Origin of the sequence: Vibrio sp. ES.051 (genome assembly GCF_002563795.1) — a bacterium.
GTDB lineage: Bacteria > Pseudomonadota > Gammaproteobacteria > Enterobacterales > Vibrionaceae > Vibrio.
In genome coordinates this window covers 881,855-894,745 of record NZ_PDJL01000004.1, presented here as the reverse complement: position 1 = coordinate 894,745, position 12,891 = coordinate 881,855, and the positions used below count along the sequence as shown (strand labels likewise).

General features: G+C 45.2%; 12 protein-coding genes. 3 read left to right on the top strand and 9 right to left on the bottom strand.

What is annotated here, in order from left to right; genetic code table 11:
• Window positions 1-26: 26 nt before the first annotated feature.
• The 7 genes from acpP to yceD form a co-directional block, all read right to left on the bottom strand.
• Window positions 27-260: an acyl carrier protein gene (gene acpP / locus ATG66_RS10590; RefSeq protein WP_004406112.1), complete on the bottom strand. Its 234-nt coding sequence runs from the start codon at window positions 258-260 to the stop codon at window positions 27-29.
• A 246-nt stretch (window positions 261-506) separates the two neighbouring features.
• The gene (gene fabG / locus ATG66_RS10585) at window positions 507-1,241 is read right to left on the bottom strand and encodes a 3-oxoacyl-ACP reductase FabG (RefSeq protein ID WP_179885681.1); all 735 of its coding nucleotides are present in this window, start codon (window positions 1,239-1,241) and stop codon (window positions 507-509) included.
• Between the two features lie 46 nt (window positions 1,242-1,287).
• Entirely contained in the window at window positions 1,288-2,211 is a 924-nt protein-coding gene (gene fabD, locus ATG66_RS10580; RefSeq protein ID WP_098415259.1) for an ACP S-malonyltransferase, read from the bottom strand.
• A 75-nt stretch (window positions 2,212-2,286) separates the two neighbouring features.
• On the bottom strand, window positions 2,287-3,237 hold the full coding sequence (locus tag ATG66_RS10575; protein WP_098415258.1) for a beta-ketoacyl-ACP synthase III: 951 nt from the start codon (window positions 3,235-3,237) through the stop codon (window positions 2,287-2,289).
• A gap of 5 nt (window positions 3,238-3,242) precedes the next feature.
• Window positions 3,243-4,268 carry a phosphate acyltransferase PlsX gene (gene plsX, locus ATG66_RS10570; protein ID WP_098415257.1) on the bottom strand — a complete coding sequence of 342 codons (1,026 nt, stop codon included), beginning with the start codon at window positions 4,266-4,268 and terminating at the stop codon, window positions 3,243-3,245.
• Between the two features lie 10 nt (window positions 4,269-4,278).
• A complete protein-coding gene (gene rpmF / locus ATG66_RS10565; RefSeq protein ID WP_005396978.1) occupies window positions 4,279-4,449 on the bottom strand; it encodes a 50S ribosomal protein L32 in 171 nt (56 codons plus the stop codon).
• 62 nt (window positions 4,450-4,511) lie between these two features.
• Window positions 4,512-5,036 carry a 23S rRNA accumulation protein YceD gene (gene yceD, locus ATG66_RS10560; RefSeq protein WP_098415256.1) on the bottom strand — a complete coding sequence of 175 codons (525 nt, stop codon included), beginning with the start codon at window positions 5,034-5,036 and terminating at the stop codon, window positions 4,512-4,514.
• A 149-nt stretch (window positions 5,037-5,185) separates the two neighbouring features.
• Between yceD and ATG66_RS10555 the strand changes: the two genes are divergently transcribed.
• Entirely contained in the window at window positions 5,186-5,767 is a 582-nt protein-coding gene (locus ATG66_RS10555; protein ID WP_098415255.1) for a Maf family protein, read from the top strand.
• Between the two features lie 57 nt (window positions 5,768-5,824).
• Here ATG66_RS10555 and rluC read toward each other — a convergent pair whose 3' ends face one another.
• The gene (gene rluC / locus ATG66_RS10550; protein WP_098415254.1) at window positions 5,825-6,769 is read right to left on the bottom strand and encodes a 23S rRNA pseudouridine(955/2504/2580) synthase RluC; all 945 of its coding nucleotides are present in this window, start codon (window positions 6,767-6,769) and stop codon (window positions 5,825-5,827) included.
• A 636-nt stretch (window positions 6,770-7,405) separates the two neighbouring features.
• On the opposite strand from rluC, the gene rne reads away from it, so the two are divergent.
• Both rne and ATG66_RS10540 read left to right on the top strand, forming a co-directional pair.
• Window positions 7,406-10,462 carry a ribonuclease E gene (rne, locus tag ATG66_RS10545; RefSeq protein WP_098415253.1) on the top strand — a complete coding sequence of 1,019 codons (3,057 nt, stop codon included), beginning with the start codon at window positions 7,406-7,408 and terminating at the stop codon, window positions 10,460-10,462.
• 304 nt (window positions 10,463-10,766) lie between these two features.
• The gene (locus tag ATG66_RS10540) at window positions 10,767-12,326 is read left to right on the top strand and encodes a SulP family inorganic anion transporter (protein ID WP_098415252.1); all 1,560 of its coding nucleotides are present in this window, start codon (window positions 10,767-10,769) and stop codon (window positions 12,324-12,326) included.
• A 60-nt stretch (window positions 12,327-12,386) separates the two neighbouring features.
• Here the strand turns inward: ATG66_RS10540 and ATG66_RS10535 are convergent, their stop codons facing one another.
• Complete coding sequence (locus ATG66_RS10535; protein WP_098415251.1) at window positions 12,387-12,836, bottom strand: low molecular weight protein-tyrosine-phosphatase; 450 nt, start codon at window positions 12,834-12,836, stop codon at window positions 12,387-12,389.
• Window positions 12,837-12,891: the final 55 nt, after the last annotated feature.

The following is a 12,891-nucleotide window of genomic DNA, read 5'->3' as shown; positions in this document are numbered from 1 at the left end:
TCTTGGAGACCGCCTGGGAAAGATAATTACTGAGCGCTGTTTACGTAGTCGATTGCAGCTTGAACAGTAGTGATCTTCTCAGCTTCTTCATCAGGAATCTCAGTGTCGAATTCCTCTTCTAGAGCCATAACTAGTTCTACAGTGTCTAGAGAATCAGCACCCAGATCGTCAACGAAAGAAGCTTCGTTTTTCACTTCTGCTTCGTCTACACCTAGCTGCTCAACAATGATTTTCTTTACGCGTTCTTCGATGTTGCTCATTTTTCTTTTCCTTTACAGATTTCGCCTAATGCGATGATTCCGTAGTTTATTCGAACTATTGAAAGTTGCAAGGGGGTCCTTGCTGGTCAAACCACAAAATTAGTGAATTTAACCGATTTTCAATACATTTTTGACTTAAATCATGCACAAATCTTGCGCATAAGCATAACAAGTTCATGACCGTTAACTGCAACTATAGGTTATTTTCCATAATGTAAAATAGCTTATTTTGCACTAACTGTCTCATTAAACCATGTACATGCCACCATTTACATGCAAAGTTTCACCAGTAATGTACGCTGCTTCAGGTGAAGCAAGGAAAACTACTGCTGATGCAATTTCACGTGGATCACCTAAACGACCTGCAGGCACGTTCGACAACGTTGCCGCACGTTGCTCATCATTTAGTCCCTTCGTCATGTCAGTTTCGATGAAACCAGGGGCAACAGTATTCACTGTTATACCACGAGACGCCACTTCACGAGCCATTGATTTAGTGAAACCAATCACACCCGCTTTTGCTGCTGCGTAGTTAGTTTGACCAGCATTACCCATAGTGCCAACAACAGAGCCTACGTTGATGATACGACCCGAACGTTTTTTCATCATGCCGCGTAAAACCGCTTTAGACATGCGGTAGATAGGCGTTAGGTTGGTATCGATGATGTCGTTCCACTCATCATCTTTCATGCGCATCAGTAGGTTGTCGCGAGTAATACCAGCATTGTTTACTAAAATATCGATAACACCAAACTCTTCATTAATGATTTTAAGCGTTGATTCGATAGACTCTACATCAGTAACGTTAAGTGCTAAACCTTTACCATTTTCACCAAGGTACTCACTGATTGCCGCTGCGCCACTCTCAGAAGTAGCAGTACCAATCACGGTCGCACCTCGCTCTACAAGAAGTTCCGCGATCGCACGACCAATACCACGGCTTGCGCCGGTAACGAGTGCAATCTTACCTTCTAGATTCATCATGTTGTGTTTCCTTTTCTTATCGCGAACTTTACTGGCTGATACGTTACTTCGCTGATTCCAACGAGGCAACGTCATTCACTGCCGCAGCAGTCAGCGTTTTCACGATGCGTTTTGTTAGGCCTGTTAAAACTTTGCCAGGGCCAAGTTCAACAAGATTTTCAACGCCTTGCTCGCTCATCAACTGCACAGTCTCTGTCCAGCGCACTGGGCTATGAAGTTGACGAACAAGTGCATCTTTAATTTTTTCAGGGTCGGTCTCTGCAGCCACATCAACATTATTGATAACCGGAATTTGCGGCGCCTTGAACTCAATTGACTCTAGTGCTACTGCAAGTCTGTCCGCTGCTGGCTTCATAAGCGCACAGTGAGAAGGCACTGAAACAGGAAGAGGAAGCGCACGTTTCGCGCCAGCTTCTTTACATAAAACACCCGCGCGTTCAACAGCATCTTTACTGCCTGCGATAACAACCTGACCCGGTGAGTTAAAGTTAACTGGAGAAACGACTTCACCTTGTGCTGCGTCTTCACATACTTTCGCAATTGCATCATCATCTAGGCCGATGATTGCATACATTGCACCAGTACCTGCTGGAACCGCCTCTTGCATTAGTTTACCGCGTAACTCTACCAGTTTGATGGCTTCCTTAAAGTCAATCACGCCAGCACATACTAGTGCTGAGTATTCACCTAAGCTATGACCAGCAAGGTTTGCAGGTTGCTTAAGACCCAGCTCATGCCATACACGCCAAATAGCAACAGATGAAGCTAGCAACGCAGGCTGAGTCCGGAAAGTTTGATTTAAATCTTCCGCTGGACCATTTTGAACAAGCGCCCATAGATCGTAACCTAGTGCTTCAGATGCTTCTGCAAATGTTTGTTTTACTACATCATATTGTTCGCCTAGATCCGCAAGCATACCTACAGCTTGAGATCCTTGACCTGGAAATACGATAGCAAACTTACTCATGTTGTTTTCCTTTAAGAAAAGTAAAATGAAGTAAGACGCCCTTTCGCGCATCTTAAATTTGAATTTTCGTGAAGCTTAGAACTTCACCAGAGCCGAGCCCCATGTGAAACCGCCGCCAAATGCTTCCAGCAACAAAGTCTGTCCACGCTTAATACGACCATCACGCACAGCTTCGTCCAGCGCAGTCGGTACTGTCGCCGCCGATGTATTACCGTGTCTATCTAGCGTAATGACTACTTGGTCCAGAGACATTGAAAGCTTCTTCGCTGTCGCGGAAATAATGCGGTAGTTCGCTTGGTGCGGCACTAGCCAGTCTAATTCAGACTTGTGCATGTTGTTTGCTTCAAGGGTATCTTTGACCAATTTTGACAACTGAGTAACCGCGACTTTGAATACCTCGTTACCCGCCATGTGAAGCCATTGGTCAGCATCTTTACCACGCTCGGGGACCGGAAGGCTCAAGAGCTCACCGAATTGACCATCCGAGTACACGTGTGTAGAAATAATGCCAGGCTCTTCGCTCGTACCAATGACAACAGCACCCGCAGCATCACCAAATAGAATGATGGTTGAACGATCTGTTGGATCACACGTTTTCGATAGCGCATCCGCTCCCATCACAAGCACGTTTTTACACATGCCAGATTTGATATGTTGATCAGCTACAGATAACGCATAAACAAAACCAGAACAAGCAGCGGCCAAGTCGAATGCAGGACAACCTTTAATACCAAGCTTTGCCTGAACCTGACATGCAGATGAAGGAAAAGTATGGCTACTGCTCGTAGTCGCAACGATAATTAGGTCGATATCATTTTTATCAATCCCGGCCATATCGATAGCGTTTTCAGCTGCGTAGAATGCCATGTCTGCAACAGTTTCATTTTCTGCAGCAATTCGACGCTCTTTAATACCAGTGCGTGCAACGATCCACTCATCACTTGTATCTACCATTTTCTCTAGGTCTGCGTTAGTACGCACCTGAGATGGCAGGTAGCTGCCAGTACCTAAAATTTTGCTATACATGAAGACTAATAATGCCTCTCGAGTAAAACCGCTTCCAAACGATCGCTAATACGGCTTGGTACTTGTCGTTTGACCTCGTGTACTGCTTCGCCAAGTGCATTGACAATCGCAGATACATCTGCACTTCCATGGCTTTTTATGACAATGCCGCGCAATCCTAGCAAACTTGCGCCGTTATACTGGTCGGGGTTCAGTGTTTTTAGTTCATTAAATAGCCGAGAAAACAACTTTCTAGCAATCCAGCCTTTTATCGTAGACGCCATGATGCTGGTTTTTATTTTTTCGATAAAAAGTTGCGCTGTCCCCTCACTGGCTTTTAAGCATACGTTACCGACAAACCCATCACAAACGATGACATCAGCAACATCATGCAAAATTTGATTACCTTCAATATAACCAACAAAATTAATCGCGTCGGTTTGAGACAGCATTTCTGCACAGCGCTTAACAAGGTCGTTGCCTTTGATTTCCTCAGCCCCGATATTAAGAACCGCGACCCGAGGAGGGTAACCTAAATGCTGTTCCGCCAATGCACTTCCCATCACTGCAAACTGAAATAAACTGTCGGCATCACACGACACATTTGCACCAAGATCTAGCATCCAAGTACGTTTTCCAGTGATAGTTGGTAAAGCCGAAACTAAAGCAGGACGCTCAATACCAGGCAGTAGCTTGAGAATAAAACGCGACAGCGCCATCAAAGCACCTGTGTTACCCCCGCTCACGCAAGCATCCGCTTTCTGCTCAGACACCAAGTCGATAGCGATACGCATAGAACTGTTTCGGCTATTGCGTAATGCCCATGATGGCTTTTCTGAGTTCGAGATAACTCTCTCGCTATGAGAAATAGTCAAGCGAGAACTGGTAGAGGTACCTAATTGAGATAGTTGAGACGTGATCAGAGATTGATCACCTATAAGAATCACTTTTAGCTCTGGGAAATGAGACAATGCCTGCACGGCGGCAGGCACTGTTACGCGTGGACCGAAATCCCCGCCCATTGCATCAAGTGCAACGGTAATACTTTGCAAAGGTTCAACCTTACTTGTTGATAACCTTTTGACCACGGTAGTAACCTTCAGCAGTTACATTGTGGCGTAGGTGAGTTTCACCAGAAGTCGCGTCTACAGATAATGCAGCTGTAGTTAGCGCATCGTGTGAACGACGCATACCGCGCTTAGAACGAGTTTTACGGTTTTTTTGTACGGCCATTGACCCTACTCCTATACTATTGGGTTAAAAACCTGAGCCTGAGTAAGCGGTTATTACACCAATTACTTTTTCAGATTTTTCAAAACGTCGAATGGATTCGGTTTCTTTTCCTCAATTTCTTCAGGAAGCTCACCAAAAACCATGTTATTTGAGTCAACGCTACAGTCCGCTTCATCGTGCATCGCAATTTGAGGTAATGCTAAGATGAACTCGTCCTCAACCAGTTGTACAAGGTCTAATTCACCATACTCATTTAGATCTACCAAATCATAAATTTCTGGTGCTTCCTCTTCACTCTTCTCACCGTAGTAAGGAGTGTAAAGGAATTCAACTTCACACGCGTGTGTGAATACCTCATTACAACGCTGACATTCTAAATCGACATCGATGCTAGCTTTACCAGAGATAACAACGAGTCGCTGTTCATCCATCTCAAATGACAATGAGACTAGTGCGTCGCGTTTTACGCCTTCAGTTGTTTCCGCTAAACGTTTGAAAAGACAGTCTTGGATGATACCATCGAAGTCCAATCGTTTCTGTGCCGCTTTTGCCGGATCAACCGTTCGCGGTATTTTTACCTTTTGCATAGGGCGCGAATATTATCTTCCAATTCAAAATTAGTCAAAGAAAAAGGCAAAAAAGTTATACTTTTTTACGCTTAACATACAGAGCATTAGCCAGAATCATTTTTGATCGATTATCCTATCGGAAATGCTCTCACGGATTGTAATTCAAAATGAAAAATTACCAACTGGTTTTAGCCTCAACCTCCCCTTTTCGTAAACAACTGCTTGAAAAGCTTTCACTGCCGTTCATTTGTTTATCACCGGATTGCGATGAAACACCTTTCAATCAGGAAGCCCCCCTTGAATTGGTACAAAGACTGGCCAAAGAAAAAGCAATCTCTTGCCAAACGGATAAAGCAAGTTTAGTCATCGGCAGTGACCAAGTTTGTGTCATTGATGGTGAAATCGTTGGCAAACCGTTAAACAGAGCTAACGCGATAAACCAACTTCTGGCTCAAAGTGGAAAAATCATCACTTTCTATACAGGCCTTGCGGTACATAACACCGTTACAAACCATACAGAAATCGGCTTTGATACCTTTGAAGTTCACTTTCGAGAGCTAACTCGCGAACAGATTGAACGCTATGTTGATAAAGAAGCGCCTTTTTACTGCGCAGGCAGTTTTAAAAGCGAAGGAATGGGGATATGTCTATTTAACAAATTAGTGGGTAAAGACCCGAATACACTTGTCGGGCTACCACTGATTGATTTGATTGATATGCTGCGTGTTCAGGGGCTTGATGTCCTTTAATCCAAACACGAAAAGGGAGCCAAAGGTTCTCTTTTCGTATCCGCGAGGGAAACATGGTTACGCGTTTCTTAAACCCACCAACACTTTTTCTAGTTTCGGTTCCATTGGTGCATTGATTTCCATCCACTCATCATTCGAAGGGTGCTGAAACTTGATATTCGCTGCATGCAAGAACAAGCGGTCAAGCCCCACTTTGCCTGTATAGGCATCAAAACGACGGTCACCATATCGGTCATCCCAAGCAATTGGATGACCCACATATTGAGTGTGAACTCGGATTTGGTGAGTGCGACCAGTAATTGGACTGGCTTGGATCAGCGTCGCTTGCTCAAACTTTTCTAGAACTTTAAAGCGCGTTTCAGACGGCTTACCATTAGGGTTAACACGAACAATACTGTTCACTTCGTTTTTAAGCAGCGGTGCATTGACAACCTTACAACTGCTTTTCCATTGTCCCATGACAAGAGCAAAGTAAAACTTTTTCACTGTCTTTTCACGAAACTGGGCTTGCAAGTGACGAAGTGCAGAACGCTTCTTAGCGACCAGCAGGATGCCTGAAGTATCGCGGTCAATACGATGCACAAGTTCAAGAAAACGCGCCTGCGGCCGGAGCGCACGGAGCGCTTCAATCGCGCCAAACTTTAAGCCGCTACCACCATGCACAGCGGTGCCTGACGGCTTGTTTAGAATCAACATATGATCATCTTCGAAGATGATCATATCTTCCAACTCAGCGACTTTATTGAGTTTCGTACTTGGTGCGACGGCGTCATCTTTTTTCTCGACTGTCACAGGTGGAATACGCACGAGATCACCAGCTTTTAGTTTGTACTCGGCTTTAATCCGCTTTTTATTTACGCGTACTTCACCCTTACGCACGATTCTGTAAATCATGCTTTTAGGAATATCTTTTAATTGGTTACGCAAGAAATTATCGATGCGCTGCCCCGCCATATCTTCGTCGATATCAACGAACTGGACTTTTGTTCTTATTTCGCTCATGGTCGGTATTGTAAACGCAATTTCGCGCGAGTTCACATTATTCTTACAGCAAAAGAAACACTTGAGTGAACAAAACGCTCTAAACCTCGCCAAGCTTTTGTTTAATTTATGAAAACTCCCAATAAAGTTCTCGATTTGCTTACTCTCTTGCTCAGTTCCTTCCTCTCAATTGCTTATGAAACAGCCAGTTATAAATTAGAAGTTTGAATTTAACGGCAATTTTTCTATCGTTTGCGTCAAAGCAGATTGCTGATAGCCACACGCACTGCTATAGTTCACAGCTGCTAAGGAAGGTTTGGTTACATTTTATTCATTACCAATCATTTATCCTCAGCAATGTGAGTAGATCGTTGAAGGTCGAGTGCAGCATTGGCGTAAGACACATCGAACTCAATACTCTTGCCACCCTACTCCTCGCATAATCACGTTGAGTACTTACCGCCCAAATAGCGGGTCACAAGTCTACGTTTCCAACAGAAACCTTAAAAAGATTTGTGATGACTGAAGTGCCCGAGAGCATCCCCTTCCAGCCGGGAGGCTGCAAATTATAAGCCATGGGATCAGGCACCGTGAAAGCGCGAAAAACAGTGGCAAATCGACAGAAAGACATAGAAGAAAAGACAACGAGAATTTTCAATGAAAAGAATGTTAATTAACGCAACTCAAAAAGAAGAGTTGCGTGTCGCTCTGGTTGATGGCCAGCGACTTTTCGATCTTGATATCGAGAGTCCAGGTCATGAATCTAAAAAAGCGAATATCTACAAAGGACGTATCACACGTATCGAACCTAGCTTAGAAGCCGCATTTGTTGATTACGGTGCTGAGCGTCACGGTTTCCTCCCTCTTAAAGAAATTGCCCGCGAATATTTCCCTGAAGGTTACACCTACCAAGGTCGTCCAAGCATTAAAGAAGTGCTGACCGAAGGCCAAGAAGTCATCGTTCAAGTGGAAAAAGAGGAACGTGGTAGCAAGGGCGCTGCTCTGACTACTTTCATTTCTCTTGCTGGTAGTTACCTTGTTCTTATGCCTAATAATCCTCGAGCTGGCGGTATCTCTCGCCGTATCGAGGGTGATGAGCGTACGCAACTAAAAGCGGCGCTAAGCACTTTGGAGCTGCCACAAGGCATGGGCCTGATTGTCCGTACTGCTGGCGTAGGTAAGAGTGCAGAAGAGCTTGAGTGGGACCTAAACGTACTACTTAACCATTGGGGAGCAATCAAAGGCGCAGCAGACTCGAACCCTGCTCCATTTTTAATCCACCAAGAAAGTAACGTTATCGTTCGTGCTATTCGTGACTACCTACGCCGTGATATTGGCGAAATTCTTATCGATAGCAACACTATCTATGAACGTGCGAAAGAGCACATTCAACTAGTTCGCCCTGATTTTGTTAGCCGCATTAAGAAATACGAAGGTGAAGTACCACTGTTCAGCCACTACCAAATCGAAAGCCAAATTGAATCGGCTTTTCAACGTGAAGTGCGCCTGCCGTCTGGTGGTTCTATTGTTATCGACCCAACAGAAGCGTTAACTTCTATCGATATCAACTCTGCTCGTGCCACAAAGGGTGGCGATATCGAAGAGACAGCGCTAAACACAAACCTAGAAGCAGCAGACGAGATCGCCCGACAATTGCGTCTACGTGATCTCGGTGGTCTGGTGGTTATCGACTTTATCGATATGACACCAATTCGTCACCAACGTGAAGTAGAAAACCGCCTACGCGAAGCTGTTCGTTTAGATAGAGCTCGTGTACAGATCGGTCGTATTTCTCGCTTCGGTCTGCTAGAAATGTCTCGCCAACGTTTAAGCCCTTCTCTAGCAGAAGCAAGCCACCATATTTGTCCTCGCTGTAGCGGTACTGGTGTTGTTCGTGATAACGAATCGTTAGCGCTTTCTGTCCTTCGCCTGATTGAAGAAGAGGCGTTAAAAGACAATACAGCACAAGTATTAGCCGTTGTACCAGTGCCCATCGCTTCCTACCTATTGAACGAAAAGCGCCGCTCGGTTAACCACATCGAACGTATTCAAGAAGTGAAGATCACCGTAGTTCCTAACTCTGATATGGAAACACCGCACTTTGAAGTAATCCGCGTTCGTGAAGGTGAAGAGTTTGATCTGATTTCTTATCTACTTCCTAAGAAACTGGAAGCAATGAAAGAAGCGGAAGGTAAAGAGCCCGTTGAGGTTGATGTAAAACCTAAACGACTTGAAGAACCTGTTCTTAAAGGCTTTGCAGCACCAACTCAAACAGCTCCTGCTCCTGTAGCTAAACCAGCTCCAGAAGTGAAAAAGCAGAAACAAGAAAAGAAAGTTGAACAAGAAGAGCAACCTGGACTGTTCAGCCGTTTGTTTAAAGCACTTGGTAGCTTCCTATCTAATGGCTCTGAAGAAGTACAAGAAGAGCCGAAACCTCAAGAAGAGAAAAAACCAAATCACGACAACAAACGTGACCGTAACGATCGCCGCCGAAATAATAATCAACGCGATAATCGTGATAACAGACGTCGTCGTAAGCCTCGTGATGAGCAAGCCAATGAACAAAGTGAAGCTCAACAACCAAATAACAAGCAGCAAAACCGTAACCAGAAGCGTAAACCGAAAGCTCAACAAGCTGAAAAAGCTCAAGAGCCAAAAGCGAACGACAAAGTAGCGGAAAAAGGCCTACAACTTGCAGCTGAAGCTCGTTCTGAGACGAAGCCAGAAGAGAATAAGCCGAAACAAAATGCGAAAACAGAGAAAGTGAAAGAGCGCCGTCAACGTCGCAAATTAAACAAATCTGTCCGTATTAAAGATCAGCAGGCTGAAGAGTATATCGCGGAAGAAAATCCGGTCGCAGAAGTGGTTGAAGCGAAAATTGAGAAGCCGTCAAAAGTTGAGAAGCCGTCAGAAGCCGCAACTGAAGCGCAACAAGACAACAAGCAGCCAGAGTCGAAACAGCGCCGTAACCGTCGTTCTCCTCGTCATCTGCGTGCAAGTGGTCAACGTCGACGCAGAGGTCGCGATCGTCGCCCTAACCCATTCCGTCTGCGTAAAGGTGGAGTAGCCTCTCCAGAAATGGCGATGGGGAAAGTAATGCCACGTTACACTCCAAAGTCAGCACCTAAGAAAGAAGAACGTACACAGGAAGAAGTTGTAACGGCGGTAACAGCCATCCAAGGTGGCTTTGCTTGTCCAGAGATGGCAATGGGGAAAGTGATTATCCGTCACGGTCAACCTATTGCATCAGAAACGCCTGTTAGCGCTAAAACAACGCAAGATAAGGCTGAAAATGTAGAAGCCCCTGTCGTTGAAACAGCCGTTGCTGATTCGGTTACAGCCGAACAAACAACGGTTGAACCAACCGTTCAAGTAGTTGAGACTCCGATTGCTGAAACGGCAGATACAGCGGTAGACGAAACTCCAGTTCAAGAGCCGATCATTGAGACAATAGTTGAAGAGCCTAAGGTTGAACCAATAGCAACCGAAGCTCCAACAAAAGCTGAAGACGCGAAAGCAAAAGTGATTAAGGTAGCAGCAGCCAAACTTAGTGCCAGCGCACCTATGACAAAAGCGCCAGGCTCTCAAGAAATGAAAGAGATCGAGGTTTCCGCGGCCCCTTTCAAAGCTGAGCGATACCAGCCAAAAGGTGCGGGTAGCCAAGCTGCAAAAAACCGTGCTTCTTCAGAAATGACAAAGCCAGACTTTAACTAAGTCAACGCTCATTGCAGCGAGAATGCAACAACGGAAAAAGGGCTGCCATATCGGCAGCCCTTTTTATTGATTGTTTATATCAATGACTGTTCACATAGGTGTGTCATTTCTCGCATCATTCTTGAACTTAGTCACACTTTTCGGTAGCATGCGCCGACTTAATTTTTCGACACCTTCCTGATGCCGCTCTTTTATTACTACGGTTTACACTGCGATAATTGATCAAAACTCAATCACCCAGTAACTTGCGCAAATACGAGTATGTGTCGGGATCAACTCATTTTAAAGAGAACTAAAAACAAACATGTTCGAATTTCCGCAATTTTCTAAGCACTCTGTAAAAAACGACGTGCTGTCAGGCTTAACGGTAGCGCTCGCATTAGTTCCTGAAGCTGTCGCATTTGCGTTCGTTGCTGGTGTAGACCCTATGGTTGGTCTGTACGCAGCATTCATCGTTGGCCTTATCACCTCTATCTTTGGTGGCCGCCCTGGTATGATATCAGGTGCAACAGGTGCCATGGCAGTCGTAATGGTTTCGCTTGTCGCGACTCACGGTGTCCAGTACCTATTCGCAGCCATCATGCTCGCTGGTATTCTTCAAATTGCCGCTGGTATGTTTAAATTGGGTAAGTTCATCCGTATCGTACCTCACCCTGTGATGATCGGTTTTGTAAACGGTCTGGCTATTGTTATCTTCCTAGCTCAATTGGGTCAGTTTAAAGCGCCAGACGTCAACGGCATGCTTACTTGGCTACCACAAAACCAAATGCTGCTAATGCTTGGTTTGGTTGCGCTAACCATGGCAATCATTCACTTTCTACCCAAAATCACGACAGCGGTACCCTCGTCTCTCGTGGCGATCGTCACCGTAACTGCGCTTGTGGTAGGCTTAGATCTAGACACTCGTACCGTCGTTGACTTCCTGCGTACAATGTCTGGTGATGAAGCGGCAACACTCGCAGGTTCACTGCCAACCTTCTCTATTCCGGCGGTACCATTTACGCTAGAAACTCTACAAATCATTTTGCCTTACGCGATCATTCTCGCGGCCATTGGCTTAATTGAGTCATTGCTGACTCTGACAGTGTTGGATGAGATGACGAACACTCGTGGCCAATCTAACCGTGAATGTGTCGGTCAAGGTATGGCAAACATGACGTGTTCTGTATTTGGTGCAATGGGCGGCTGTGCGATGATTGGCCAATCAATGATCAACGTTAACTCCGGTGGTCGTGGTCGTCTATCTGGTATCATTGCTGCAAGTGCCCTGTTGGTTTTTATCCTGTTTGCTTCATCACTGATTGAGATGATCCCACTAGCAGCACTCGTTGGTGTGATGTTCATGGTGGTGATTGGCACTTTTGAGTGGGCAACATTTAAACTCGCGCGACGCGTACCAAAGCAAGACTTCTTCGTTATCTTGTTAGTGACGGTTGTCACGGTTCTTACTGACCTCGCCGTTGCAGTAGCGATCGGTGTTATCGTTTCGGCACTGATGTTTGCATGGCAACATGCGAAGCACATCTACGCAGACACATGCTTAAATGAAGAAGACTCTAAAGAGTATAAGATTCATGGTCCTATTTTCTTCGGGTCTGCAGCAAACTTCCTTGAATTGTTCAATGCTCATGACGATCCAAAAGATGTGATTGTGGACTTCGCGGACTCGCGCGTGACTGATCACTCTGCAATTGAAGCGATTGAAACACTAGCAGAACGTTACAACTCTCAAGGTAAAACGCTACACCTTCGTCACCTAAGCCCAGATTGCCGCAAGCTTCTAGATAAAGCTGGCAGCTTGGTTGAAATCAATGTGAAGGAAGACCCAAGCTACAAAGTCGCAACCGACCTTCTCGCGGGTTAATACAGACATAAAGGGATGAGCTAAGCTCATCCCTTTTTCTATTGTCTTCAAACCACACGATTATAGCTTCTTCAAAATCGCTTCTGATGCCTCTTCAATTAAATCAAGCACCAATTCAAAGCCATCTTCTCCACCGTAATATGGGTCTGGGACTTCATCGTTATTTGACCCAGAATGACTTAAAAATAGCGATACCTTGTGTCGGTACTCCAACGGACAAATATCCAGTAAATCAGCTAAATTCGCTTTGTCCGCGGCTAAGATAAAGTCAAACTTTTCAAAGTCATTAATGGTAACTTGACGCGCACGCATTCCTTTAAAAGAGTAACCTCGCTGCTTTCCTGCCGCCATCGCCCTTGAATCCGGTGGGTTTCCTGCGTGGTAGCCAATCGTACCTGCCGACTCAACCTCCACGGCAACACCCAAATCTTGAGCTTTCGCTCTTAACACGGCCTCTCCGGTTGGAGACCGACAAATGTTTCCCATACAAACAACAAGTATTTTCTTCATTTTATTCCCTGAATTATCGGTGGTTTTTCTTCACGATATGTTGGTCTATCATAGC

What these genes read in the sequence shown, in the direction of transcription:
- ATG66_RS10555 (WP_098415255.1), top strand. Translation starts at nt 5,186, where the DNA reads ATGAAAAATTACCAACTGGTTTTAGCCTCAACCTCCCCTTTTCGTAAA.
- fabG (WP_179885681.1), bottom strand. Translation starts at nt 1,241, where the DNA reads ATGAATCTAGAAGGTAAGATTGCACTCGTTACCGGCGCAAGCCGTGGT.
- ATG66_RS10575 (WP_098415258.1), bottom strand. Translation starts at nt 3,237, where the DNA reads ATGTATAGCAAAATTTTAGGTACTGGCAGCTACCTGCCATCTCAGGTG.
- ATG66_RS10540 (WP_098415252.1), top strand. Translation starts at nt 10,767, where the DNA reads ATGTTCGAATTTCCGCAATTTTCTAAGCACTCTGTAAAAAACGACGTG.
- acpP (WP_004406112.1), bottom strand. Translation starts at nt 260, where the DNA reads ATGAGCAACATCGAAGAACGCGTAAAGAAAATCATTGTTGAGCAGCTA.
- rluC (WP_098415254.1), bottom strand. Translation starts at nt 6,769, where the DNA reads ATGAGCGAAATAAGAACAAAAGTCCAGTTCGTTGATATCGACGAAGAT.
- rpmF (WP_005396978.1), bottom strand. Translation starts at nt 4,449, where the DNA reads ATGGCCGTACAAAAAAACCGTAAAACTCGTTCTAAGCGCGGTATGCGT.
- ATG66_RS10535 (WP_098415251.1), bottom strand. Translation starts at nt 12,836, where the DNA reads ATGAAGAAAATACTTGTTGTTTGTATGGGAAACATTTGTCGGTCTCCA.
- fabD (WP_098415259.1), bottom strand. Translation starts at nt 2,211, where the DNA reads ATGAGTAAGTTTGCTATCGTATTTCCAGGTCAAGGATCTCAAGCTGTA.
- yceD (WP_098415256.1), bottom strand. Translation starts at nt 5,036, where the DNA reads ATGCAAAAGGTAAAAATACCGCGAACGGTTGATCCGGCAAAAGCGGCA.
- rne (WP_098415253.1), top strand. Translation starts at nt 7,406, where the DNA reads ATGAAAAGAATGTTAATTAACGCAACTCAAAAAGAAGAGTTGCGTGTC.